The sequence below is a fragment of the Neobacillus nitrireducens genome, assembly GCF_030915405.1.
Taxonomy (GTDB): domain Bacteria; phylum Bacillota; class Bacilli; order Bacillales; family Cytobacillaceae; genus Neobacillus.
The window spans coordinates 4,082,635-4,106,252 of the sequence record NZ_CP133262.1 but is presented as its reverse complement, the minus strand read 5'-3'; the positions used below and the strand labels follow the sequence as shown (position 1 = coordinate 4,106,252).

The 23,618-nt window shown below is 38.8% G+C and carries 30 protein-coding genes; 8 read left to right on the top strand and 22 right to left on the bottom strand.

From position 1 onward, the window contains the following. Position 1 precedes the first annotated feature (1 nt). From RCG22_RS19860 to RCG22_RS19840, 5 genes are all read right to left on the bottom strand, one after another. Positions 2-1,198: an alanyl-tRNA editing protein gene (locus RCG22_RS19860; protein WP_308104364.1), complete on the bottom strand. Its 1,197-nt coding sequence runs from the start codon at positions 1,196-1,198 to the stop codon at positions 2-4. Between the two features lie 128 nt (positions 1,199-1,326). Next, positions 1,327-1,797, bottom strand: coding sequence for a hypothetical protein (locus tag RCG22_RS19855; protein WP_308104363.1), 471 nt, complete (start codon positions 1,795-1,797; stop codon positions 1,327-1,329). Positions 1,798-1,896: 99 nt separating this feature from the next. Continuing rightward, positions 1,897-2,439: a superoxide dismutase family protein gene (locus RCG22_RS19850; protein ID WP_308104362.1), complete on the bottom strand. Its 543-nt coding sequence runs from the start codon at positions 2,437-2,439 to the stop codon at positions 1,897-1,899. A 94-nt stretch (positions 2,440-2,533) separates the two neighbouring features. Continuing rightward, positions 2,534-2,743, bottom strand: coding sequence for a hypothetical protein (locus tag RCG22_RS19845; protein ID WP_098263744.1), 210 nt, complete (start codon positions 2,741-2,743; stop codon positions 2,534-2,536). Positions 2,744-2,832: 89 nt separating this feature from the next. Beyond that, positions 2,833-3,573 (bottom strand): peptidylprolyl isomerase, encoded by a 741-nt coding sequence (locus RCG22_RS19840; RefSeq protein WP_308104361.1) that lies wholly within the window; start codon positions 3,571-3,573, stop codon positions 2,833-2,835. Positions 3,574-3,685: 112 nt separating this feature from the next. On the opposite strand from RCG22_RS19840, the gene kapB reads away from it, so the two are divergent. Continuing rightward, complete coding sequence (kapB, locus tag RCG22_RS19835; RefSeq protein WP_489685530.1) at positions 3,686-4,069, top strand: kinase-associated lipoprotein KapB; 384 nt, start codon at positions 3,686-3,688, stop codon at positions 4,067-4,069. A 39-nt stretch (positions 4,070-4,108) separates the two neighbouring features. Here the strand turns inward: kapB and kapD are convergent, their stop codons facing one another. The 10 genes from kapD to RCG22_RS19785 all read right to left on the bottom strand — a co-directional run bounded on the left by kapD (position 4,109) and on the right by RCG22_RS19785 (position 10,933). Then, positions 4,109-4,732: a 3'-5' exonuclease KapD gene (gene kapD, locus RCG22_RS19830; RefSeq protein ID WP_098263747.1), complete on the bottom strand. Its 624-nt coding sequence runs from the start codon at positions 4,730-4,732 to the stop codon at positions 4,109-4,111. A gap of 183 nt (positions 4,733-4,915) precedes the next feature. After that, positions 4,916-5,299, bottom strand: a complete 384-nt coding sequence (locus RCG22_RS19825; protein ID WP_308104358.1) for a hotdog fold thioesterase — start codon at positions 5,297-5,299, stop codon at positions 4,916-4,918. A 50-nt stretch (positions 5,300-5,349) separates the two neighbouring features. After that, on the bottom strand, positions 5,350-5,586 hold the full coding sequence (locus RCG22_RS19820; RefSeq protein WP_308107256.1) for a hypothetical protein: 237 nt from the start codon (positions 5,584-5,586) through the stop codon (positions 5,350-5,352). A 328-nt stretch (positions 5,587-5,914) separates the two neighbouring features. Beyond that, positions 5,915-7,423 (bottom strand): leucyl aminopeptidase, encoded by a 1,509-nt coding sequence (locus tag RCG22_RS19815; protein WP_308104357.1) that lies wholly within the window; start codon positions 7,421-7,423, stop codon positions 5,915-5,917. A gap of 121 nt (positions 7,424-7,544) precedes the next feature. Then, positions 7,545-8,153: a 3D domain-containing protein gene (locus RCG22_RS19810; protein ID WP_308104356.1), complete on the bottom strand. Its 609-nt coding sequence runs from the start codon at positions 8,151-8,153 to the stop codon at positions 7,545-7,547. 126 nt (positions 8,154-8,279) lie between these two features. Then, the gene (locus RCG22_RS19805; RefSeq protein ID WP_098263752.1) at positions 8,280-8,603 is read right to left on the bottom strand and encodes a YuiB family protein; all 324 of its coding nucleotides are present in this window, start codon (positions 8,601-8,603) and stop codon (positions 8,280-8,282) included. 105 nt (positions 8,604-8,708) lie between these two features. After that, positions 8,709-8,846: a hypothetical protein gene (locus RCG22_RS19800; protein ID WP_308107255.1), complete on the bottom strand. Its 138-nt coding sequence runs from the start codon at positions 8,844-8,846 to the stop codon at positions 8,709-8,711. Then, the gene (locus RCG22_RS19795; protein ID WP_176525653.1) at positions 8,791-8,916 is read right to left on the bottom strand and encodes a YuiA family protein; all 126 of its coding nucleotides are present in this window, start codon (positions 8,914-8,916) and stop codon (positions 8,791-8,793) included. The genes RCG22_RS19800 and RCG22_RS19795 overlap by 56 nt, the downstream gene beginning before the upstream one ends. 156 nt (positions 8,917-9,072) lie before the next feature. After that, positions 9,073-9,564 (bottom strand): NUDIX domain-containing protein, encoded by a 492-nt coding sequence (locus RCG22_RS19790; protein WP_308104355.1) that lies wholly within the window; start codon positions 9,562-9,564, stop codon positions 9,073-9,075. Positions 9,565-9,715: 151 nt separating this feature from the next. Next, complete coding sequence (locus tag RCG22_RS19785; RefSeq protein WP_308104354.1) at positions 9,716-10,933, bottom strand: NAD(P)/FAD-dependent oxidoreductase; 1,218 nt, start codon at positions 10,931-10,933, stop codon at positions 9,716-9,718. Positions 10,934-11,394: 461 nt separating this feature from the next. Between RCG22_RS19785 and RCG22_RS19780 the strand changes: the two genes are divergently transcribed. The 4 genes from RCG22_RS19780 to RCG22_RS19765 all read left to right on the top strand — a co-directional run bounded on the left by RCG22_RS19780 (position 11,395) and on the right by RCG22_RS19765 (position 16,130). Continuing rightward, on the top strand, positions 11,395-12,393 hold the full coding sequence (locus RCG22_RS19780; RefSeq protein WP_308104353.1) for an NAD(P)/FAD-dependent oxidoreductase: 999 nt from the start codon (positions 11,395-11,397) through the stop codon (positions 12,391-12,393). 242 nt (positions 12,394-12,635) lie between these two features. Continuing rightward, the gene (locus RCG22_RS19775) at positions 12,636-13,763 is read left to right on the top strand and encodes a tyrosine-type recombinase/integrase (protein WP_308103760.1); all 1,128 of its coding nucleotides are present in this window, start codon (positions 12,636-12,638) and stop codon (positions 13,761-13,763) included. Continuing rightward, positions 13,753-15,750: a tyrosine-type recombinase/integrase gene (locus RCG22_RS19770; RefSeq protein WP_308104352.1), complete on the top strand. Its 1,998-nt coding sequence runs from the start codon at positions 13,753-13,755 to the stop codon at positions 15,748-15,750. Before RCG22_RS19775 ends, RCG22_RS19770 begins: the two co-directional genes overlap by 11 nt. Further along, positions 15,750-16,130, top strand: coding sequence for a DUF6262 family protein (locus RCG22_RS19765; protein ID WP_308103758.1), 381 nt, complete (start codon positions 15,750-15,752; stop codon positions 16,128-16,130). The genes RCG22_RS19770 and RCG22_RS19765 overlap by 1 nt, the downstream gene beginning before the upstream one ends. A 139-nt stretch (positions 16,131-16,269) precedes the next feature. On the opposite strand, the gene RCG22_RS19760 is transcribed toward RCG22_RS19765, so the two are convergent. Further along, entirely contained in the window at positions 16,270-16,653 is a 384-nt protein-coding gene (locus tag RCG22_RS19760; protein ID WP_308104350.1) for a HesB/IscA family protein, read from the bottom strand. 111 nt (positions 16,654-16,764) lie between these two features. After that, entirely contained in the window at positions 16,765-17,004 is a 240-nt protein-coding gene (locus RCG22_RS19755; protein WP_066258557.1) for a YuzB family protein, read from the bottom strand. Positions 17,005-17,226: 222 nt separating this feature from the next. On the opposite strand from RCG22_RS19755, the gene RCG22_RS19750 reads away from it, so the two are divergent. Beyond that, positions 17,227-18,294: an NAD(P)/FAD-dependent oxidoreductase gene (locus tag RCG22_RS19750; RefSeq protein ID WP_308104349.1), complete on the top strand. Its 1,068-nt coding sequence runs from the start codon at positions 17,227-17,229 to the stop codon at positions 18,292-18,294. 46 nt (positions 18,295-18,340) lie between these two features. Here the strand turns inward: RCG22_RS19750 and RCG22_RS19745 are convergent, their stop codons facing one another. Further along, positions 18,341-18,667, bottom strand: a complete 327-nt coding sequence (locus RCG22_RS19745; RefSeq protein WP_308104347.1) for a YuzD family protein — start codon at positions 18,665-18,667, stop codon at positions 18,341-18,343. A gap of 131 nt (positions 18,668-18,798) precedes the next feature. Between RCG22_RS19745 and RCG22_RS19740 the strand changes: the two genes are divergently transcribed. Then, positions 18,799-19,056, top strand: a complete 258-nt coding sequence (locus RCG22_RS19740) for a NifU family protein (protein ID WP_308107210.1) — start codon at positions 18,799-18,801, stop codon at positions 19,054-19,056. A 91-nt stretch (positions 19,057-19,147) separates the two neighbouring features. On the opposite strand, the gene yutH is transcribed toward RCG22_RS19740, so the two are convergent. Beyond that, a complete protein-coding gene (gene yutH / locus RCG22_RS19735) occupies positions 19,148-20,155 on the bottom strand; it encodes a spore coat putative kinase YutH (protein WP_098263759.1) in 1,008 nt (335 codons plus the stop codon). 164 nt (positions 20,156-20,319) lie between these two features. Between yutH and RCG22_RS19730 the strand changes: the two genes are divergently transcribed. Continuing rightward, entirely contained in the window at positions 20,320-20,862 is a 543-nt protein-coding gene (locus RCG22_RS19730; protein WP_374049391.1) for a phosphatidylglycerophosphatase A family protein, read from the top strand. A gap of 29 nt (positions 20,863-20,891) precedes the next feature. Here the strand turns inward: RCG22_RS19730 and RCG22_RS19725 are convergent, their stop codons facing one another. The 3 genes from RCG22_RS19725 to RCG22_RS19715 form a co-directional block, all read right to left on the bottom strand. Next, a complete protein-coding gene (locus RCG22_RS19725; RefSeq protein ID WP_098263760.1) occupies positions 20,892-21,656 on the bottom strand; it encodes a TIGR01457 family HAD-type hydrolase in 765 nt (254 codons plus the stop codon). Between the two features lie 63 nt (positions 21,657-21,719). Then, positions 21,720-22,157: a DUF86 domain-containing protein gene (locus RCG22_RS19720; RefSeq protein ID WP_308104346.1), complete on the bottom strand. Its 438-nt coding sequence runs from the start codon at positions 22,155-22,157 to the stop codon at positions 21,720-21,722. A gap of 27 nt (positions 22,158-22,184) precedes the next feature. Beyond that, positions 22,185-23,477, bottom strand: a complete 1,293-nt coding sequence (locus tag RCG22_RS19715; RefSeq protein WP_308104345.1) for an EAL domain-containing protein — start codon at positions 23,475-23,477, stop codon at positions 22,185-22,187. Positions 23,478-23,618: the final 141 nt, after the last annotated feature.

Sequence of the window (23,618 nt, the reverse complement as noted above, 5' to 3'; positions counted from 1 at the left end):
ATTAATATACATTTTCCACTAGATGTTGCAACATTTGCTCCCCTGACATCAGAGCGTCACCGCCACCTTGGGCAAAGGCGTCGTTTCCACCCCCCTTTCCGTTAATGAGTGGAAGGGCAGCGGAAACTACTTTCTTCATACTTCCAGTTCCAGCTGTTCCCCTTGCACAAACGACCTGCAGCCGATTTTCATTTTGTGACACGAAGTAGACCATCGCAGTTTCATCTTCAGTAGTAATAATCCGCGCTAGTTTCTGCAGCTCTTGAATGGTACGGTTTTGAAATACTTCACGAACGAGTTTCCTGTCATCCACGTTACTTCTCGCCAGTAATTCCTTCGCCTCATATTGGAGCAGATTTTCCTGTGCTTGTTCAAGGGTTTTTTCTAATGTTTTATTACTTTCAAGAAGGCGAAGAACTGCTTGTTCCATTTCTTTTTCCGGAGCATTAAGTATTTTGGTTAATTCTAATAGCACCTGTTGCTTTTGCTGAAACTGCTTCGTTACTCGTTTTCCACAAACAAATTGGACACGCACTTTTTTCTTTTGTCTTTCCCAATCCAATACTTTTACCGAACTAACCTCTCCAGTAGCCTTTGGGTGTGTCCCGCCGCAGCCGTTATAATCAAACTCTGGAATGATAACCAGTCGAATGTCGTCTTTAACCTTTGTCTCTTTTCGTAACGGATATTGCGACAATTCTTCTTCCGTCACCCATTTAACCTCGATTGGTCTGTTTTCAATGATGATTTGGTTAGCCATTTCTTCAGCTTTTTGAACTTGGTGCTCGGTAAGAACTTCCGTCTCTAAATCAATCGTAAGGATTTCTGCCCCTAAATGGAACCCAACGGTTCTGTACTCAAATAACTGGTCAAACGCCGCCGATAAAAGATGCTGTCCAGCGTGCTGCTGCATATGGTCAAAACGTCTCTCCCAATCAATCGTACCTGCTATTTCCTTTTTAGGGTCTTGGAATGGGGTGCCGAGGTAATGACGGATTTCCCCATCGATTTCTTCAACATTGATGACGTGTTGATTAGCAAGGGTTCCTATGTCGTGCGGCTGCCCGCCACCTGTTGGATAAAAGGCGGTCTGATCCAAACAAACATACCAATTGCCGGCAGAATCCTGCGCTTGTTTTACCACCTTTGCTTTAAAAGTTTTTATGTATGCATCTTGATAATACAGCTTGTTCTCCATGTTTGTATGTACACTCCTATATTTATTTATAAACATATTGTCTGGAAAAAAAGAAAATAAATCAAGCGAAAACAAAAACTGTCCCCTCGGAAGGAACAGTTCGTCTTTAATATATAATATCCTGGTTGTTATTTCTTTTCTTTACGTTGTGTGGGTTTAGTTGGTGGTTTTTGCCCACCTTGCTGGAAGCCGCCCATTCCTTGTGGGAATCCTGATTGCTGTCCGCCTGTCATTTGCGGAAACCCACCCATGCCTTGCTGGAATCCTGATTGCTGTCCGCCCATCATTTGCGGGAATCCACCCATGCCTTGCGGAAATCCTGAATGCTGTCCGCCCATCATTTGCGGAAACCCGCCCATGCCTTGTGGGAATCCTGAATGCTGTCCGCCCATCATTTGCGGGTAGCCGTGGTATGGGTACCCATGTTGCTGCTGGCCGCCCATCATCTGTGGATAGCCTGGGTGATGGTATCCTCCCATTTGCGGGTAGCCTGGTTGCTGGTATCCTCCCATTTGCGGGTAGCCTGGTTGCTGAAATCCTCCCATTTGTGGGTAACCAGGTTGTCCCGGAAATCCTCCAAAGAATTGTCTTTTTTCCATTTAATTCGCCTCCTAAATAGTCTCCATGCTAGTGTATGTCCACTTTTAGGATTCGTTTAGATTCCTACCTATATAGGAAATATATTCTTGGCAATTCAATTAATCTTGTGCTTTCTTTTGACCTGGCTTTTTATTTTTGGAGATATCACCACAGGCAATCCGTTTGCCGGAGTCCCCTGCGGGTTGTGTCATGCCATCATCTTTTCCTTCGTCAATCACAATCGACGTTCCTGCTTTTGTAAACAAAGAGGTTTTTCCACTTTTTAAGGTGACACTAGGTGCCATTAAATCTATCTTAACAGACCCATCATCCTCAACGATTAAATTTGGCAAATCGCCGGCATGAGCACCTTTTGGATGGAGAAGTCCATGTTCCTTATTCTCAGGGTTAAAATGGTTGCCTGCTGATTTAAATTCCGGGGCTTGGCATTTCCCGCCATCATGAATATGAATTGCATGCTCCCCTGCAGGGAGGCCTTTTAAATCACCGGTTAGCTTCACGCCCTTAGCTTGCTCAGCCACCTTTACTTTACCAAGCGAATCTCCCACGCTATTAAACATTTCCACATCCACTTTTTTTACTTCTTCTTCCATACAACCTGCCAGAAGGAGCAGTGGAATCATTAACCAGCTTTTCTTCATATGTATACCCCCACACTAGACAATTTGCACTTAGTATGGACATTTAGCACTTCCTTTATCCTCACTAAACATAAAGAAAAGGAACAGTTGGATGTTAACTGTTCCTTTGGGGTGGCTGCTGATTTTTTAATTGTTCTTCTAATTGTTTTGCTTTCTGGGCCTCTCGTTTAGAGACGACAATGATTAATCTCATCGTTAGTAAGGCTCCAATTAAAAAAATCACAAAGGTAATCGCAGCAGGAATATATTCTGATTTATCTTCTGGAAAGTATAAAAACAAGGAAAGTACCAAGGATTGGAACATTTTTCTTCTCCCTTTCTATCAAGGAATGCTCTAATAGTTAATTATAGCAACAAAAAATGTTTCGTTCCAGTTTATGAATTTGCATGGCTTTATTTTAAAATCTTAATATCTTTAATGGTAATATCTTTTTCTGGTTTATCTTGGGCACCAACTGATGCACTGGCAATTTTGTCAACGATATCCATGCCCTCAATCACTTGGCCAAACACAGTATGACGATGATCCAGCCATGGAGTTCCGCCATTTTTATTATAAGCGTCAATTATTTCTTTTGGATAGCCAGCCTTGTCCATTTCATCCTTCATTGCTGGGTCAAGCGAGCTGCTTTGAACGATAAAAAACTGACTGCCATTTGTGTTGGCACCTGAATTGGCCATTGATAACGCTCCGCGCAGATTATATAGATTTTTTGAAAACTCATCTTCAAAAGGCTTTCCGTAAATGCTTTCCCCGCCAGTTCCATTTCCATTAGGGTCACCGCCCTGAATCATGAAATCCTTAATGACTCTGTGAAAAATCAGTCCATCATAGTAGCCTTCCTCACTGTGTTTTACAAAGTTTTCAACAGCTTTTGGTGCATACTCAGGGAATAATTTGATTTTAATGGTACCCATCGACGTTTCCATTTCTATCAGCTTTTCATCTTTGGAAACCTCGGTTGAAAGTTGAGGATAAACATTATTTCCCACTTGTTGGTCCCCTTCCGTCTGTTCCGTTTTTTGTGTAGTAGTTTTCTGTATGGTTTCTTCTTTCTTAGTGCTTGTCCCACAAGCAGCCAAAACTAAAACAATCGTCAATAATGTAAAAAGAATTTGCACATTCTTCCTCATATATCATTCCTCCATTTATTTTACTTTAAACGAAATTATTTATTTCGCACATTGTTTTTAATTTACTATGTTTCATATTAAAATGGAAGAGGAAACGTGAAAGGGAGTGTTGGTGGTGTCGGAATTAAAAATCGGAGAGATTGTTACTGCTATTTATAAAACAGGAAAATATATTGGAGAAATAACGGAGGTACGACCTCAAGCCTATTTAGTAAGAGTACTTGCAGTTCTTAAACACCCGATGCAAGGAGATTTACATAGCCCTAAGGATGCAGACGTACTTATTTTTCATGAGAGAAAAGCGCTCAGCTATCGTGAGCAAGCTAATATTCCTTATAAAATGGTCAGGCCTTTTGAAAGTGAAGTTCCTGACTATTCGGACTCCTTAAAAGAGTCGTTAGCCAAAATGAAACAGGAACTGGCAGAGTCGCCTTCAGAATGGGCTGAAATGAGCTTCAAGGCATTAGAGTCGCTTGAAAAAGATTACAAAATATAAAAATGCTAAAGGCCAAATCAGTTTGAATGATTTGGCCTTTTATGCGAATTCGTTTAATAACTTTGAGAAATCAATCCGGTCACCGATCGTTGTTGGTTCTGGTTTTTCTAAATAACGTTTATCCTTTTCAACCAGCTTGAATATATTAAAGGTAGTCAACGCATCATCAAGGGCACGGTGATGCCTGCCTGTCCCTTCTTTGCCATATTCCTGAACTGCTTTCCAGAGACCGGTTTGGTTTTGATCCCCAAAGAAGCGTTTATATTCCATGGAAAGATCTAATTCCGCAGCCTTTAGCGGAAATGGTACCCCTGCCTTTAAGCAATTATGCCGAAGCACCTTCATATCCATATTTCCCCATGTAACAATGGTTGTTTCATAATTAAGCTGATTAAACTCCTCCAATTTTTTTACAAGTTCAAAAATTGATAACCCCTTGTCTACTTGCTGCTGAGTAATATGTAAAAAGGATTTACAGCGTTCCGTTAGTCTCGGGAATTTTAGGGGAGTCACAAAGGAAGAAAACTGTTCTGTAACTTGGTCATCAAGAACCGCAACAATTCCAACCTCGATTATTTCTGCATAAAAGTCCTTCATGCGAACATTTCGTTCAGGCATTGTAAACTCAAAATCGATAAACAAATATTGCCGCTTTGCTCTCAACCATTTCACCACCTTTACGTTTCCTTTTATTACATTATATAAAGAAACCTGTACAAAAAATTGTGCTTTTTTTCTATTTTTTTATTTCTTACATTATAACATGAAACTAAAGTTAATTTTTTAAATTTTTCATCAATAAAGCCTAAAAAGAATGGGAATGACTCCATTCTTATTTAGAGTTTTTTACTTTTTTAATTTGATAACGGCCATCGTACATCTGGACACACAAACAAGGCGGTCTTGCTCGTCTGTAATTTTAATATCCCACACTTGCGTGGTTTTCCCTTGATGAAGGACCGTACCTATCGCAGTAACGATCCCCTCCGTTTTGGGACGGACATGATTCGCATTAATCTCTTGCCCGGCAACTGCCTCTAGTTCCTTATCAACCAACTCATACGCCCCTACACTCGCAACTGTTTCTGCTAATGCCACAGAGGCCCCTCCGTGAAGGATTCCAAACGGCTGGCGAGTCCTTTTATCTACAGGCATGGTGGCAATAACCTTTCCTTTTTCAATGCAGGTAATCTCAATCCCGAGGGATTGAAGCAGTGTATTTTCAATCATTCCTATACCTCCCATATGTAAATGTTGTCTTTTTATTCTATTCGCTTTATTTATGAATTTTCCTTTTTTGCAATTATTCTTTTATAGAAAAAAACAGCCCCCACTAGAGCTGTTTCTCTTTCATTAATAGTAATACGGGGCTCCAAAGCCAGGAGCTCCAAAACCGGGAGCTCCAAAACCAGGAGCTCCAAAACCAGGAGCTCCAAAACCAGGAGCTCCAAAACCAGGATACCCATATCCAGGGTAACCGAATCCTCCGTAAAATGGACGTGCCGCAAATGAAGCACCTAGTCCGCCTCCTATTAAACCTCCTAAAAAGCTTAGCCCACCTATTGCCAAAGGCAATCCAAAACCTATAAACCTTTGATCTTGTACTGGGTAGTGACTTCGATAAGGGTACATAACCATACCTCCTTTTGCTCTATACTTGCCTACACTATTTCATATGCGAAATAAAGGGGTTTGGAGTGGGCGAAAAAGATCACCAAAACGGCATATTGGTTTTCTTCGGCGAGGAGAAACGTAATTATTAGCAACATAAATAGCTGTCACGGAAATCAGCAACGTAAAGTAAAAACTGTCCTCATGAGGTGGTCATGAGGACAGTTCAAGTGGTTATTTCTCGATTGGTTCAAACCGTTCTACAAATAAAGCTAGTGTGCGGGTCATAACTCCTGTTGCCCCGGCTGGGCCTAAATCATATGCTTTGGACGAAGTTGCTGTCCCAGCGATGTCTAAGTGTACCCATGGGGTTCCTTCGGTAAATTCACCGATAAATGCACCGGCAACAAGGGCATGTCCTTCACTGCCGGGCGAGTTATTTAAGTCGGCTACTTTACTGTTTCTTACCCGCTCAATCTCTGTTTCAAATAATGGCAATTGCCACATCTGCTCGCCAGCTTCCACGGAAGCCTCCAATACCTGTTGATATAATTGCTCATGGTTGGTCATGGCTCCAGTGGTGTGGAGACCAAGTGCCGTGATCACTCCACCCGTTAATGTGGCAACATCTACTAGATACTCCGCACCATGATGTTTGGCATAGGTAACTGCATCCGCTAACACAAGACGGCCTTCAGCATCTGTATTTAACACCTCAATGGTTTTCCCGCTCATTGATGTAATCACGTCATCCGGCTTAAAGGCATGACCGCTAATCATATTATCTGTGGATGGAATAACAGCAACCACGTTTTGCTCCGGCTGGATCTCACCGATGATTTCCATTGCACCCAGGACGGCAGCAGCTCCGCCCATGTCCGTTTTCATCCCAACAATTCCTGCTTTCGTCTTAATCGAGTAACCTCCTGTATCAAAGGTAATCCCTTTTCCAACTAAACCGATGACATCCTTCCATTCTTCTTTACCTTGGTATTTAAGGACAATCATTTTAGGCGGCTCAGTGGACCCTTGATTAACAGCAAGGAAGGCACCCATTCCGAGCTTCTCAATCTCAGCTTTATCTAAGATTTCCACTTCGAAATCATACCTTGAAGCAAGTTCTAGGGCATAATTGGCCATGTCTGTTGCTGTTAACAAATTACCCGGGATGTTAACGAGTGTTCGTGCAGAATTGGTTGCTTTACCAAAAGCATATCCCACCGTAAGTGACGCATGGACCTCCGCTTCTTCATAAGCACTAGAATAAATTGTAACTTGCTCGAGTTTTTTCTCAGGTTCGTTCGACTTTTGTTTGTAGCCTTCAAATTGGTAAGTTGAGAGGGAAAGCGCCTCACTTAATGCATGCGAGGCATCTAAGCCACTTACTCCCTCTGTTGTGAAGGAATCCAAATAAACAGCTATTTCCTCAGGTTTACTCTTTTGTACTTCCTTAAATAGCCTTCCAAACGCCTCTTTTAGTTTATCGAAGGTTAAATCCTTTTCTTTTCCCAGACCCACAAACCATATTCGTTTGGCGCCAATTTTACCGAAGCTATGTATTTTACTGATACGTTTTAACTTTGCCGAAATATCCCCCGATTTTACCAAATCAGTAAGTTGTCCTTCAAACCCCTGATCAAGACTCATTAGAAGTCCTGAAAACTTTTCCGGTTTATCAAGAAGACCTATGATTAAACCCTCATGCTTAGTAGAAAGGTTTAATTCCTTTTTCACATCAAACAAATTACTTCACCTCCATTAGATTCGAATATAATTATAACCAATAAAACTATATATTTCGACTAACTAACGATTTGAAAATACAATATTTTGTCAAAATAAAAAACAGGCTTGGAGCCTGCTTCTATCGCTTCTCGGAACTAATATACTGCCCGCGAAAAACTTGCATCGCTTTATCTTCATTTAATGCTTTAAGTGTTTGCTCTGTTAATTTCCCATTACCTTTTTGAACAACATATATATCTAACTTCTTTTTCCCCCATTTATTATAAACATCATCCACCGTTTCATAATAAAGGTCTAATTCATTCCCTTTTATGGCCCCGCCCTTGTCAGCAACAACACCATACCCGTAACCTGGAATAAAGAGAACCGTTCCGATCGGGAAAACAGTCAAATCTGCAGCGATAGTTGAAAATAAATCACGTTTTACTTTTACGCCTGAGTAGGTAATCCCATATTCCGGGTGACCTTTACTCTTACCTGTTGATTCAACACCGGCAGTATACCCAGTGGCAGTCACATTTAGCTTAGGATATTTAGACCAATCGATTTCGTCTTCTAAGGAACGTACGGTTCCGGAAACCGTTTTAGTGGTTGTGATAACAGAGGCAAACTGCTTCATCAGCGACTCGGCATTTACTCCGGAAATAGATTGGAAGGTCGCTAATATTGCCATCAAGAAAAGACACAACATCACCAATCGCCTAGTCCAATTTTTAATTTTTTTCATTTAAATTTTTCACTCCTCCCAAAATATTCATTCCCAAGCTGATGGAAATTATTCAAAAAAAGAGTGAAGAAAATTTTTCATTAATATTTTATATTAAAAAAAGACCTTTACCCTGGAGTAAAAGTCTTAAAACATTTGATATCCATTTTTCCGTAGCAGCTTAATCGTAAATCCGGCAGCTACCGCACCAGCCAACCCACTAATTAAGATAAGAATATCCGCAGTTGCCAAGGAAGAAAACCTATGACCCAATTCGATAAAGGCCATTTTACTATTTGTAAAATATTCACTAAAACTTACTTTATCAACAATAAAAATTGCCACAATCGGATAAACTACTGCCATAACCCATGACATTCTGAGAAGCATATTTAGGATAAATCCAATTCCAAAAAATAATACAAAGAATAATAAAATCGATATGATTAAGACAACAATGCTCATTTGCATCCGAGATTCCCCCTTATACATCAACATTTAGTGTACTTAATGTCGAAAAGGGAGTCAATATTTACGAATTATTTTTACAATCCAAAACTTGTTAAATTGACTCGCTTATTCTCGCTCCGCCCCTTTTCCACAGAAAAAAAGCCCTCCGAATAGTTTCGAAGAAGCGGTAAATACATGAATAAACAGCTTATTCCTTTTTCTTACCCGTTCCTTCGCAGCTAGTACAGGTTTCCGATCCGCCAAGTACCAGCTGAAAATAGCCTTTCCCGGAACAGTAATCACAGGTTTTTGAGTCCAAACTCTTAACCGTCATTTTAAATCATCTCCTTAATAATTAACTTAATTTTCTGATAATATATCAAGAATTAGCTAAAATGGAAAGGCCTGAATTCGGGCAAATTCCCCCAAGAAAACGGATACACCAAAAGTATTCTTTCATTTGCTAAGTGTTACTTAAATTTTCTAAAAATTACAAAAATATTTTATAAGCCGTATACCCAAACTGATCACCCGGGTTTAGGTCATTAATTCCAGGAACCGAGTAGGAAACATTATTTCTTATCAGATATTGGAGTACAACCGATGCATCTTTCTCGAGAAGTAGTTCTTCCGGTGCCATAAATCTCGCTTCAAAGAGTTCGTTTTCTTGATGTGTAATCACGCCATCACCCATAGGTTCAAGCAGGAAATGGAGCAAATTATCACTAATTTCGCCTTTAATTACACCCGTTCTAAGTCCCATAAACCCCTTTACCTGACATTGAATACCAGTTTCTTCCCAGACTTCCCTAATGACCGCTTCATCTGCAGTTTCTCCCGCCTCTACAAACCCTGCCGGTAATGACCATTGACCTTTTAAGCCGCCATATCGTTTCTTAACGACAAGCCATTGTCCATCTTTAGACTTTACCAACCCGGCAACAGCTAACCAAACCTTCCCGCGCTTTTCGCGACTGCTCATTCAAACTCCCCCTCACATAGAATTCATTATTTTAATCATATCAAAAAGGGACAGATTTCTCTGTCCCTTTCGCAATAATTTATTTTAATAATTGAACTTTGATAACTGTCTAGCTGCAGCGCCCTGCGGCTAGTTGACTTCGCTCTTCTTATTAAAATACGTTAAACTTTCCTTTTTTCAATACTAGGCCTGCGCCGCCAATCATGTAAAGCGAGCGGTTATCGACGACTTTTTTCATGAAGGATGCTTTTGCTCCAGTTAGTTTTTTGCCAAAAACCACACCGATTGCATCATCTTCACCAAGCGAGCAAACTGTCCCTTTATTATCGAAGTGGAAAGTTTCAAGCTCTGATTTATTACGAACTAATGCTGCGATATTGCGGGCACAAACTTCCCCTTGCTGCATGGCAATTTGTGCAGTCGGAGGATATGGACGATTGATTTCCTCATTGATCATTAGCGCACTGTCACCAATCATGAAGATATCCTCAAAACCGGGAACGCGTAAGTCTGGCTGAATTTTCACTCTTCCTCGCATTGCTTCGAAACCTGATTTTTCTACAATCGAGTTTCCACGAATTCCGGCAGCCCAAACCACGGTACCAGCCTTAATTTCACGTGGCTCTTCCTCACCTTTTGCAACAAAAATTCCTTCTTCGGTAGCTTCCTTAATGGCAGTGCCAATAAAGAATTCCACACCTTTTCTTTCCAATTGCGAAACGGCGTAATTCACTAATTCTGGTTCAAAACCTGGGAGAACAGTTGGTGCAGCTTCCACACAAATAATTTTTACTTTATGAAAATCCACATCATACTCTTGGCATAATTCCGGGATTCTATTAGTTAATTCACCTAAGAACTCAATTCCTGTAAATCCGGCACCACCAACAACAATCGTCAAACGGTTGTCGTTCTTTTCTTCTTCCATATTGTATGTGGCAAATTGATATTCAATATGCTCACGTAATTGACGAGAAGAATTAACATTAGAGATTCCAAATGCATGTTCTTTTAATCCTTTAATACCGAACGTTTCCGGTTCGCCGCCAAGGGCGATCACAAGGTAGTCATAGTTGACTTCACCTTTTTCTAAGACAACTTTCTTTTCTTCTTTGTTGATTTCTACGACTGTATCTTGTACAAATTCGACTTTGCTGCGGTCAATTACACCACTAATATCATAACGGACACGATCATGATGCAACGTGCCTGCTGATGCCTCATGGAGCCATGTCGTTTCATAATGGTAATCATTTTTATTCACTAATACAATATCCGCTTCATTAACACCGATTAATTTTTGTAAGCGAACTGTTGTCATTAGTCCACCGTAACCAGCACCAAGAATAACAATTTTAGGCTTTCTCAAAGTGATCACTTCCACCTTTTAATTTTTTTGAATAAACCCTCTTTTTCTTAGCTTCCACTGCTTTAACCTTTTTTATTTTGAATAATAGAAAAATGTATGTGAGATAATTCACGTATCAGTCTAAAAAAAACGAACTTCAATGGTGTGGATATGGATTATCGCAGAATTTAGTATGCTAAGAGTATAAATACTTTCTATGAATGTCACAAATTTTTGCTTTTTATGTCACAGAAATTTAACAATCTATCCTCCATACATCTTATGCTACTTTTAGAGGATTATCAAGCAATATTTATAAATTAATTAACTTTAATAGAAAAGAAATATGCATCTCGCTCATCGTTTTATTTTTTTTTTAATATTGCCGCTGTTGCGAATATTAGCTCATAAAGATGTGAGAATTTTTTATTTTATGATATTATAGGATTGGAGTTTCTAACTATGAGTTGGAGGGATACGGAGTGCAAGAAAATCAAAAAGTTTATGACATAACGATCATCGGTGGCGGTCCTACCGGTCTATTTACTGCCTTTTACGGTGGAATGAGACAAGCATCAGTCAAAATCATTGAGAGTTTGCCACAGTTAGGCGGGCAATTATCAGCGCTTTACCCGGAAAAGTATATTTATGATGTGGCTGGGTTCCCAAAAATCCGTGCTCAAGAATTGATAAATAATTTAAAAGAACAGATGCGCAAATTTGAACCTACTATTGCACTTGAGCAATCGGTTGAAAAACTAGAAAAACAAGAGGATGGTACGTTTAAATTAACAACAAATAAAGAAGTCCATTTTTCAAAAACGATAATTATTACTGCTGGAAATGGTGCATTTCAACCCCGTCGGTTAGAGCTAGAAAGTGCTGCCCAATATGAACGCAAAAATCTCTATTACTTTATTGAGGATTTAAATCAGTTTGCAGGTCAAAAAGTAGTCGTTTTTGGCGGCGGAGACTCTGCCGTTGACTGGGCGTTAATGCTTGAGCCTATTGCTGAAAAAGTTTCTATTGTTCACCGCCGAGATAAATTCCGTGCTCACGAACATAGTGTGGAAAACTTATATAACTCAAAAGCAGATGTAAAGACACCTTATGTTCCTGCTGAACTGATTGGGGATGAAAGCGGAATTAAGCAGGTTGTCCTTGAAACGGTCAATGGTGAAGAGAAAGTAACACTCGATGTGGATGCTATTATTTGTAACTACGGTTTTGTCTCATCCCTTGGACCAATTAAGGAATGGGGGCTTGAGATCGAAAAGAACTCCATTGTCGTCAATTCAAAAATGGAAACCAATATTCCTGGCATTTATGCTGCTGGTGATATTTGTACCTATGATGGAAAAGTGAAATTAATTGCTTGTGGTTTTGGTGAAGCACCAACTGCCGTCAACAACGCAAAAGCCTTCATTGACCCAAAAGCAAAGATTCAGCCATTACATAGTTCATCGATGTTTAATAAATAAGAAAAGGCGTCCATTTGCAAAAACACAACTATAATTAGGGATAGACCTTAACGTATTCTACGTGGGGTTTATCCCTTTTTATTGTACTTTATTGACAGTAAAACCCTATTTCATAATTATAGTAGTCAAAGTATACTACGAAGGTACATTCTGTTTTGTTGAAATTAGGATAAGTCCAATATGATTGAAATTTACTAATGGAGTAAATTCCCCATTAAATAAGTAAAAGAGGATGGTTGGTTATGAAAGTCCAAGAGATCATTGTCTCAGGTAATAGAAAGAGATATTTACTTCAAGATAACCATGGGGAATTTGTAAAACCAGTAGTAAAATTCCTCAAGTATATGGACAACACTGGATCTTCCAGAAATACACTCCGTTCTTATTGCTTTGCATTGAAATTATTTTTTGAGTTTCTGGAGCAAAAGCAGGTAGATTACAGGGATATCGGAATTGACAATATGGCGGAGTTTGTTAGGTGGCTTCAGAATCCCTATCGGGATTTAAAGGTAATTAATATAAAACAAACAGATGTTAAAACGAGAAAGGCTTGTACAATTAATATCTATCTTGACAAGGTCTACTCATTTTATGATTATTTGATGAGGCATGAAGACTACGCTTTGGATTTATCTGAGCGTCTGAAAAGTCAGATACTCGCCTCTAGGGGTAGTTTCAAGGGCTTTCTCCACCACACACTTAAAAATAAATCAAAAAATATTATGATTTTGAAACTTAAGGAACCAAGGGAAAAGTTAAAAGTTTTGACATCAGAACAGGTACAAAAATTAGTTGATGCATGTCGGAACGTCAGGGATAAATTTTTATTGGCACTTCTTTATGAGACAGGCATTAGGATTGGTGAAGCCCTATCACTTCACCTTTCTGATATTGTTCCAGCAGCAAAAAAGATCACAATACGAGATCGTGGAGAACTTATTAATGGTGCAGAGATTAAGACAATATGTAGCCCCCGCACGCTTGATATATCAAATGAATTAGCTAACCTTTACCGGGCTTATATCATAGATATTCATACAGACGAGATTGATACAAATTTTGTTTTTATAAAACTTCGCGGGGAACAAAAAGGGAGCCCCCTCGATTATCATTGCATTCAAGCACTTTTTAATCGTCTTAAAGCAAAAACTGGAATAGATGCGACACCCCATATGTTACGTCATACAAATATAACGGAGTTATGGAAAACAGGTGAAATGCGTCCTGAAACTCTTCAAAAGCGAGCAGGACATGCCCATGTGCAAACAACAATTCAAATGTATATTCACCCTTCTGAAGATGATATACGGAATGATTGGGAGAAAGCTATGATGCAAAAACAATTAAGGGAGGAGAAAAATGAAGAGTAACACTGTTGCTTATCAACCCTGCGTAACATCCGAGAAAACGGCAGTGATTCAAGAGCAATTGTGTGGGTATTTTGAAAATGATGTATGGGATTTAACAAACTCCTTTTTTAAGGTATACGGTGGTGGTAGTTCTTGGTCCGCCTCGAAAACAAAAATAGATTTTACATTCTTATCTAATTCAATTAGACATGAAATTAAATTTTTCTTCGCTAATAAATTGGTGAATGAGAGTTTATCCCTTAGTACATTAGTGTTGTATTCATTTTCACTTGTACACTTAAGTCATTTCTTGGAGAAATATTATTCTAAGATTGAGAGTTTGGTAGATATACCTTTTAATCAGGGCTTAATGAAATACAAAACTTTTTTGACCAATACAGGTATCAGAATAATAACAAAGAGTGGCAATAACTCCTCACATATTACAGTTTTTAATTCAATTATTAAATATTTATCTCACTTCTATGATACACGGGAAGAGCTTGAGAAGGATGTATGGGATTTGAGAAAGATACCGAATGCAAGGTATACAATAAACGGAACCCATTATCTCCTTTCTTTTGAGAAAATCCCTACACCATTTCGAAAAATAGTAAAGGAATATTGTGCTTATGCATTAACCTATTTAAGTCAGGGTAAATTAGCTGGTCATATTATAGGGATCAGTAGTTATTTAAACTACGTTAAGGGACAACATCCAGATTGGAAAGATTTTAGCCAATTAAAAAGAGAAGACATTGAAAAGTATTTAATTTATTTTAATCAGAGTAACTCCTCTTATAGCCCATATTATAGGAATTTTTTGATTTCATCTGTTAAATACTTTTTAGAGTATCTTCAACGTTCTGAACGATCTGAAGCTCCGTTAAAGCATATCGGCACATTATTTTTTAGGGAGGATTTTTTGAAGCAACCGAAGCAAAATGAAAATCAAATTAAATATATTCCTGAAACCGTCATGAATCAGTTGGAGCTTCTTATAAACCTGAATCCAGAAGACGTTAATCCACCTATGAAGGATAATGAAAAAGAATATGTACCAATTGTGATATTACTTATAGCTACCGGATGGAGAATAAGTGATATTTTGAACCTCCGGTTCCAAAATTGTTTGATACCCACAAACAATGGTTATTATTTACAAGGAGATATTCCAAAAACAGATGTGAAACAACACCGAGTGCCTATTGATAAGGAACTAGCTAAAGTTTTACAAGTCATTATAGAGCAAACAAAAGACAAAACAACACATAAGAACAATCCCGAAGGGTATTTATTTGTTCGAACAAAAGGAAAACGGAAGGGAAAACCTTTCACTGACCAAAGTATTCGCGATGCATTAAATCGTTGGGCTGAAAGATATTCCATTGTAGATCAAAACGGAACTGTCTATCACTTTGGAAACCATGCATTCCGGCATACAAAAGGTGTAGAATTAATCAACCTTGGAATGAATTTAACTCACATTATGAAATGGTTTGCCCATTCTTCACCTGAAATGACAATGAGGTATGCCAAAATTGCCGATGATACCCTTAGAAAAGAATGGTTAAAGGCACAAGAAAAAAAGGGTCCACTCTTACGAGTTGACCTTGGTATGGCGAGAGTATCAGAAATGAATTTGGATGAGGACCTTATCCATTGGGAATATATTCAAAGTAATATTGAGGCAGTACGTGTTCCTTTAGGCTATTGTTTGGCTTCTAAAAAAGAGGGTTGTCCATATGTAATTACACCTTGTTTAACATGTCCTAATTTTTGTACAACCCCCGAAAATCTTCCCGATTTTAACAGAGAAATCAAAAAGGTTGAAGAACATATAGAAATGACGAGGCATTACCCAATATACAACGAAAAAACGCTAGAACAATTGAACAATCTAACAAGAGTTAGGGATCAACTTACCGAGGGTAAAGCTCACCGTGGTTCTAGTGCCAAAAGAATATTACTACAAGCTCAGGAAAGAAAAGATAGTGTGGTGAAATAATGAAACACAAAAGAAATACTGAGGCAGTCGTTGCATATGCAAAAAAGAAAAAAGAAGAAACAGTTGATAAGGTTGAACAAACGATTAAACAATTGATCCAGCAGAATGAAAAAATAAATTTCAATACTGTTACAATCGCAGCAGGAGTTTCTAAGTCTTATTTATACAACCAAACTGAACTAAGGGAAAGGATTGAAACCCTTCGTCAGCAACAACGAGAAGTGGCATCTCCAAAGAATATAAAGAAGAATATGAATGTTGAGAATAAAGATAGCTTAATTCAAGTCTTTCGCGAACGCATTCGAGAATTAGAAAAGGAAAACAAGCAATTAAAAGAGGAAATTAAAAGAGTTAACGGTAAGCTATATGAAAACTTTTAGGAGACAACTTTATTACGAAAATTTGAAGAAAGGCTCTCACGTTGTGTACATATACACAACGTGAGAGCCTTTTATTTCCTTACATTTTAATTATTTTAGTCTTGATTTTTTTTTGGACGCTTTTTTTATGTTCAATATTTTAGCATTCTTCCGGAGTACCAGTTGTTGTGGCTGTTCGGAAAGAGGAACCACAGCCGCACGATGCGATGGCATTCGGATTTTCAATCGTAAAGCCGCCGCCCATCATGGATTCTTTAAAATCAATCTTTGTCCCTTGTAAAATGGGTGCACTCTCTTTATCAACTAGCACTCGAATCCCAAATTGTTCAAATGTGAGATCATCGTCGTTTACTGTATGTTCAAAACCCATTCCATAAGATAAACCGCTGCAGCCACCGCCTTTTACGCTGACACGTAACAGTGCACCTTCTTCTTCGTTATGCTTCATCATTTCTTTAATATGCAACGATGCTGCTTCTGTTAAAATTACTACTCCATTACTCAATATGATACCCTCCTTCATTGAGGCTTTTCATTAATTATATACACGTATTATTAACTACTCAACTAATACGATTCCCTCTTAATAACATATGAATATATAAAAATAAGGGAGCGGCTACGCTCCCTCATTTTAAAACATTGGATTCTCTTCCAAATATTGATATATGTTATCTACGAGTTCATCGGCGGTTTTCCCTGTGACAATTTCGCCATTTACTAGAGCATATAAGGTAGTTGCACATTTTCCGCAATATCCAAGACATCCATATTCTATAATATCCAAGTTAGGATCTTTTTCTAATTTTTCAAGTGCTTTTTGTGCACCATTTGCAAGATTGCTTATACAAAATTCGATAATGGGTTGAATCATTGCTTTCACCTCTCCACAACTAATTATCCTACTCCATTTCATTTACTTCGTCAATTAACATGTTCGATGTGTCATTGTCAAGAAAACCTGATAAATGTTGTTATTTTGACACATCTTAGATATACTCGTATGTGGGAAATAGACAAAATAATTATTCTACTTATTTTATTGTTCACTAGGAGTTTTTATTTTGATAACGGGATATTCAAAGGGGAAATAATTATGAAAAACCTTGTAATTCTAGGTGGTGGATATGGCGGAATGAAGATCTTAAACGAACTTCTTCCCAACCATTTACCAGACGATGTGAAGATCACTCTTGTCGACCGTGTACCATACCATTGCTTAAAAACAGAGTACTATGCCTTAGCCGCAGGAACGATTTCAGATAAAGAAATCCGAGTTGATTTTCCTGTGCACGATCGCTTAGAAGTTAAATATGGGGAAGTCATCGCGGTTGAAACATCAGATAGAAAAGTAATTATGAGAGATTTGGAGCCTATAGCCTACGATGAGCTAATTATCGGGCTTGGCTGTGAGGACAAGTACCATGATGTACCCGGCGCTGATCAGTTCACTTACAGTATTCAGAGTATCGAAAAGTCGCGTCTCACCTATTCCGTCTTAAACAATCTGGGACCAGAGTCGGTTGTTGGTATCGTTGGGGCTGGACTTAGCGGTGTAGAGTTAGCAAGTGAATTAAGTGAAAGCCGAGAGGATCTTAACATCAAATTATTTGATAGGGGCCAGCATATTCTCTCATCCTTCCCGGAACGATTAAGCAAATATGTTGAAAATTGGTTTGAAAAGAACACTGTCGAAATTATCAACAATTCCAATATTACTAAAGTAGAAGAAAATGTATTATACAATCACGGAGAACCGATCCATTGCGATGTTATTGTCTGGACTGCAGGAATTCAGGCCAATAAAGTTGTCCGGAATATGGACGGTGAAAAAGACGGAATGGGCAGACTTGTCCTTACACCACTCCATCATTTGCCGAACAATGAACATATCTTTATACTTGGGGATTGCGCAAGTCTTCCCCATGCTCCAAGTGCTCAATTAGCAGAGGGCCAAGCGGAACAAATTGTTGAAGTACTCAAAAGACGTTGGAAAGGTGAACAGCCGCCTGCTTCCTTCCCACAAATCAAACTGAAAGGAATCCTTGGTTCCCTGGGTAAAAAGCATGGATTTGGGATGATGGCTGACAGAGCTATTACAGGACGCGTCGCCCGCATGTTAAAGACCGGGATTTTGTGGATGTACAAGTACCATAACGGGTGATTGAACAAGAAGAAGCATTCCATGGAGGAATGCTTCTTCTTGTTCGTTAATTAGCCTTATAACCGTGTTTTTCCATCTCTGAAAAAACTGTCTTTAAGCGCGGGTTCCCTTCGCCTACGACTTTTTCCTTAATAACTACCACTGGATAAAACATATCCTCTTCGATTACTTTTTTAGCAAAATCGAGTTTTTCACTTTCCCCAGTCGGCTGGTATATATCAACATAAGTTATTTTAAAGGGTTGGTCCGGAAATTTCCTAGCAACCGCTGCCTCCAGCCATTCAAACGTTTCTTTGGAGGAAGGTAAATTAACACAACTCGGGCACAATTGTTCCGCTCCATAAACGACAATCTCTACTTCTTGATTATTCATTATTTCATTCCTGCCTTTTTAATTCAGCTTATCTCATTTTTACTATAAAAACCAAGAAAATGTCTTTAAATGTGTGTTTTCCTAATTTCTGATAATGGATTTTTAACGCTGATGACATTATAATATAAGTTATAGGAAGGGAGTCGATTAATTTGGCAGAGCAAGAAATTTTTGAGCAAGTTCAAGAAGTACTAGATAAATTACGTCCATTTCTTCTTCGCGACGGCGGAGATTGTGAATTAGTAGATGTTGATGAGGGTATTGTAAAACTTCGCCTGTTAGGTGCATGCGGAAGCTGCCCAAGTTCAACCATCACACTAAAGGCCGGTATTGAAAGGGCTCTTTTAGAAGAAGTTCCCGGCATCGTTGAAGTAGAACAAGTATTTTAATTCAAAGGCGGAAGCACCCGTCAAAGTTCAAAGCTCTATAAAAAAGCGATTGTCTCCCCGAGGCAATCGCTTTTTCCATACTAATAATTCTTTAATAAAGCCATTCTAATAGCGGAAGATTTAATCGCTTAATCGGGGCATCGGTGATTTGATAAAAACTGGCTAAAAATCGTTCGTATTCACCAGACTGGCGCAGAATCCTCATTAACTTCTCCTCCAATACCTTTTTATCCTGTTCAGATGTGGTTATATAGTAACTCTCGATGCATTCAAAGTAATGGAGTGGAAAAATTATACGCGAATATAATAATCGCCAAGTAAACGGTGACAATGGAGAAATACTCTGGTACTCCTCAAAAAATCGTTTTAATTCCACGTCATAGGTTTGGAAATTGTGAAAGTATCTTTCCCTGGTCCATTCCGCTAGGTCCCTGCTGCGATGGTCAAACACCCAGTCGAAAGGATTTTTAATCATATAATTATTGAGCGGCCCCCATGTTTTTTGGGTAAAACGTTCATGGCAGACTGTGCCGCTATCGGTTTCTTGGGGTTCATCATCTATTTCAGTATCGACTAAATATTGAATCGCATTCTCCGTCATCCCTAGATAATAGGGAAAGGAATCAACAAACATTCGCTGAAACTCATCTTCGGGTGATTGAAAAAGCAGTCCATTCCAAACCTTTTCCATCTGCTCCAGGCGCTTTTCCCATAATGACTTCCATTGGCCCACCCTGCTGGACCTCTCGATTTGAAAGGGAACCCTTCTCCCACGCTCATGGAACCTGGCCAATTTCCTGCCCAATTTTATTTTTCGTTGCGCTTCTGTTTGTTGATTAGCCAAGACACAATATTTATGTTGTTCCCATGTCGTAATTAGATGACCTTCTTTCGATTGCAAAAAGACCGGGACATTTTGGTCACCATAATTTCTTAAATGCTCCGCAATTTTTTCAAGCTCAGCAAGATCCTCTTCCTCCTTAGTTGGTTTGGAGATTAAATAGAGCCAACCATCTCCTCTTAACGCATCGTAAGTATCTAATTTGACATATTCCTCTACCGTAATGCCATATTGATTTTCCAGCATTTTCTGCAGCATTAGGTCCCACCTCATTTCTTTCCCTATTCTTAACACATATATATGTAGTACCTTTAAGAATCTTGTTCCTGAATAACAGAGAAAATTGAAGGAGAATATAAGGCTTTAACCTGCTCTTTTTTATGAGTAATTTGCATAAGTTAGAATAATACAGTGTATATAGAATGAAAATCCATAGAAAAGGTGATCAGAGGATGGCAGACGACCAAAACGTAAATCTAACCGAAGTAACTGCACGCAGATGGCTGAAAGAAAGAGGTGTTGAAGTACAAGACATCGCTGATTTAGTTTTCTTTTTACAAGAAAAATATCATGAGAATTTAAAAATGGAAGACTGTCTTGCCAATGTGGAACGCGTCCTTTCTAAACGTGAGGTTCAGAACGCCATTTTAACAGGAATACAGCTGGATGTACTGGCCGAAAAAGGAATGCTTGAGGAGCCACTTCAATCCATCATTGGAACAGACGAAAGTCTTTATGGTGTGGATGAAATTCTAGCCTTTTCGATTGTAAATGTATACGGTTCAATCGGTTTTACAAATTACGGCTACATCGATAAGTTAAAGCCTGGGATATTAGCACATTTAAATGATAAATCAACCGGAGAATGTCATACCTTCCTTGATGATATAGTCGGTGCGATTGCAGCGGCAGCATCGAGCAGACTAGCACACCGGGCGGCACGAGCTGAGAAGGAAAAGAAATAATGACGAAAGGATGGGTGCCCCCATCCTTTTTAAATCTCCCATTGATCTAAGGTATCTACGGTATATGTCGGCTTCCGGTCATATCCGGAAAGCAGTTTCTTCGTCGTTACCCCCGTGTGAACGAGTAATGTATCCATGCCTGCATTCATACCAGCTAAAATATCGGTATCATAATAGTCGCCAACCATCAAGGTCTCTTCTTTCGGTGTACCTAAAACTTTTAAGGCCTGTTCCATAATAATTGCTTCAGGTTTCCCGATAAATATAGGCTTTGTTTGAGTAGAAACAGTAATAACCGATGTAAGTGACCCATTCCCTGGAAGCAAGCCTCTTTCAGTCGGAATGGCGATATCTCCATTGGTTGAAATGAAAGTTGCACCGTTACGAACGGCCAAACATGCGACCGCCAATTTTTCATAACTGATTTCATGGTCGATACCCATTACGACAAAATCAGCATCTTCCCCGCCATATTTCAGCCCCTTTTCTTCTATTGCTGTCCGAATTCCCTCCTCGCCTATCACATAAACGGAGGCATCCTTCTTACGTTCAAAGATATAATTGGCGGTCGCCTGGCTGGTCGTAAAAACCTGCTTCTCTACTGCAGGGATATCAAAGTTGGACAGCTTGTCGGCAACCTGTGCCGGGGTCCTGGAAGAATTATTGGTAACAAATAAATACGGAATTTGTTGATCGCGAAGTTTTTTCACAAAATCAGAGGCCGCTTCTATCTGTTCCGTTCCTTTATACATCGTTCCATCTAAATCAATTAAATAGCCTTTGTATTTTTTCAAAAATCATCACTCCTAAAGATATTATTACCACATAAAATAAAAAGACCGCAAACGGTCTTTTTATTAGTTTTTAAATGCTGAAACCGGCCCCAATTCATTGGCGAGATAATTACGGACATTTTCTGCATAGTTGACCAGATCCTGAAGATGATCCGAAAAGACTTGTTGAAGTTCCTGATGATTCACATCCGTATAGAATTGGACAAGTCTTTTCCGGTACTGAATCAAGATTTTCAAACCCTTACCTGTTTCAGCTGAAATGACCTTTTCATCCATTAAAATATCAATGATGTCATCGTAACTACCTGGGTCACGCATAATAAACCCGTCAATCATTGAGTTTCCAACGTCCAAAACCGACTCAATCATCATATGGTTTAAACGCTCAAGTGCTGCCTTTTCAAGCGGGGTTGACCATTCCTTTTGGCTTAAGAAAAGTTGAATTTGTGCTTCTAAGTATTTTAATATCTCTTCAATTTTTTCCCTATCCACAAAATACATGTTCCACTACCTCCATTTTCTATGCTGCTACATTCTTACAAGCGCTGCTGGTCGTGCATAAAAAAAACCTTGCGCTAAGTCGACATTATTTCTCTTTAAAACAGATGCTTCTGCTTCGTTTTCGATGCCTTCTGCGACGACGATGGAACCTGCTTCTCTTGCAATGAGCATTAAGCCTTGGAGCATCGATTCTTTCACCGAATTTTTATCAATATTTTGAATGACGGAACGGTCAATTTTTATAATATCCGGCATGATTTCACTAATAATACTTAAACTAGAATACCCCGCACCAGTATCGTCCATCGCTATTTTATACCCCATTAACCGAAGCATTTTTATGTTATAAATAAAATTCTTTAACCCCTCGATGGAATCATTTTCAGTCACTTCAAAGGTAATTTGCAGCGGAGAAATATTCTTGTATTTTTCTATTATTATTTTTAAATCACCGATAAAGCGAATATTACTAAGTGTTAAAGGGGTACAATTGACAAAGATATTTTGGCGGCATCTTGTTGTCTTGATTTGTTCTAGAACCTTCTCGATGACCAGCAATTCAAGATCGTAAAGCAAGCCAGTCTGTCTTGCGACTGAAAAAAGCTGTAAGGGACTTTCTAACACGGTTCCATCTGGGCCACGTGTAAGCATTTCGACCGCCTTTACTTCTTTTGTTGCTACATCAATGATTGGCTGTGCTAATAATTTTATATCTTTCTTTAAAATAATCTTTTTGATCGTATGGACCATATCATTCCATTCTGATTTAATTCTTTTTTCTGCCATCGCTATCGCCTGCCTGCGGGCACTTTCAATGGAATGCATGATCGAATAATTCTTTTTCTCCACAAACATATAACCAGATTCAAACTCAGGCTGCAGGTTTGGATATTGCTGTCGAAGAATAGCTTCCACACTGTAAATAATTTTAGCCATGATCATATTTATTTCTGATAGGCAATGGTTAGCATCATCAACTTTCATAAAAAGTGTGAGCCCGTCCCCATAAAAGTCCTCGAGTGTAATGACGTCTAGTTTGGCTATTTGTGATTCTACGGTCTTGCGAAATGCCTTTTTTATCTGTTTTATTAATTGTGTGTACTGGGATAGATTTAACTGATCTGTTATTTTGTTTGTATCCTTTAAATTAAATACGATCACAGCTACTTCATGTCCATTATTAAATGCAGCTGTTACTCCCTCCAATACAGGGTTTCGCAGAATAAATTGAGGTGGATAAAAACGTATTGACGAAAGAGGTAATAGAATCTTTCCCCAATGCATTACATTTTTGGCCTTTTCCATGTAACGACGGATCATTCAATCATTCCTCTCAGATGTCCACTTTGAGAATTCAGCTTAATTGTAACATAATTTGACATCATTCGTGTTTTGATTCCTAAAAACTTGTGAAGATTTTGGAAAATTCTTCATTCCCCTCTACATGCTTTTTTTGTTACT

Bases quoted from the DNA above. Each gene is read 5' to 3' on its own strand.
- RCG22_RS19860 (WP_308104364.1), bottom strand. From the start codon at position 1,198: ATGGAGAACAAGCTGTATTATCAAGATGCATACATAAAAACTTTTAAA.
- RCG22_RS19790 (WP_308104355.1), bottom strand. From the start codon at position 9,564: ATGAGCAGTCGCGAAAAGCGCGGGAAGGTTTGGTTAGCTGTTGCCGGG.
- RCG22_RS19805 (WP_098263752.1), bottom strand. From the start codon at position 8,603: ATGCAAATGAGCATTGTTGTCTTAATCATATCGATTTTATTATTCTTT.
- RCG22_RS19770 (WP_308104352.1), top strand. From the start codon at position 13,753: ATGAAGAGTAACACTGTTGCTTATCAACCCTGCGTAACATCCGAGAAA.
- RCG22_RS19750 (WP_308104349.1), top strand. From the start codon at position 17,227: ATGAAAAACCTTGTAATTCTAGGTGGTGGATATGGCGGAATGAAGATC.
- yutH (WP_098263759.1), bottom strand. From the start codon at position 20,155: ATGCTGCAGAAAATGCTGGAAAATCAATATGGCATTACGGTAGAGGAA.
- RCG22_RS19810 (WP_308104356.1), bottom strand. From the start codon at position 8,153: ATGAAAAAAATTAAAAATTGGACTAGGCGATTGGTGATGTTGTGTCTT.
- RCG22_RS19730 (WP_374049391.1), top strand. From the start codon at position 20,320: ATGAAAATCCATAGAAAAGGTGATCAGAGGATGGCAGACGACCAAAAC.
- RCG22_RS19720 (WP_308104346.1), bottom strand. From the start codon at position 22,157: ATGTATTTTGTGGATAGGGAAAAAATTGAAGAGATATTAAAATACTTA.
- RCG22_RS19845 (WP_098263744.1), bottom strand. From the start codon at position 2,743: ATGTTCCAATCCTTGGTACTTTCCTTGTTTTTATACTTTCCAGAAGAT.
- RCG22_RS19765 (WP_308103758.1), top strand. From the start codon at position 15,750: ATGAAACACAAAAGAAATACTGAGGCAGTCGTTGCATATGCAAAAAAG.
- RCG22_RS19850 (WP_308104362.1), bottom strand. From the start codon at position 2,439: ATGAAGAAAAGCTGGTTAATGATTCCACTGCTCCTTCTGGCAGGTTGT.
- RCG22_RS19755 (WP_066258557.1), bottom strand. From the start codon at position 17,004: ATGATTCAACCCATTATCGAATTTTGTATAAGCAATCTTGCAAATGGT.
- RCG22_RS19760 (WP_308104350.1), bottom strand. From the start codon at position 16,653: ATGAAGGAGGGTATCATATTGAGTAATGGAGTAGTAATTTTAACAGAA.
- RCG22_RS19745 (WP_308104347.1), bottom strand. From the start codon at position 18,667: ATGAATAATCAAGAAGTAGAGATTGTCGTTTATGGAGCGGAACAATTG.
- RCG22_RS19825 (WP_308104358.1), bottom strand. From the start codon at position 5,299: ATGATTGAAAATACACTGCTTCAATCCCTCGGGATTGAGATTACCTGC.
- RCG22_RS19855 (WP_308104363.1), bottom strand. From the start codon at position 1,797: ATGGAAAAAAGACAATTCTTTGGAGGATTTCCGGGACAACCTGGTTAC.
- RCG22_RS19840 (WP_308104361.1), bottom strand. From the start codon at position 3,573: ATGAGGAAGAATGTGCAAATTCTTTTTACATTATTGACGATTGTTTTA.
- RCG22_RS19775 (WP_308103760.1), top strand. From the start codon at position 12,636: ATGAAAGTCCAAGAGATCATTGTCTCAGGTAATAGAAAGAGATATTTA.
- RCG22_RS19715 (WP_308104345.1), bottom strand. From the start codon at position 23,477: ATGATCCGTCGTTACATGGAAAAGGCCAAAAATGTAATGCATTGGGGA.
- RCG22_RS19795 (WP_176525653.1), bottom strand. From the start codon at position 8,916: ATGACGGTTAAGAGTTTGGACTCAAAAACCTGTGATTACTGTTCCGGG.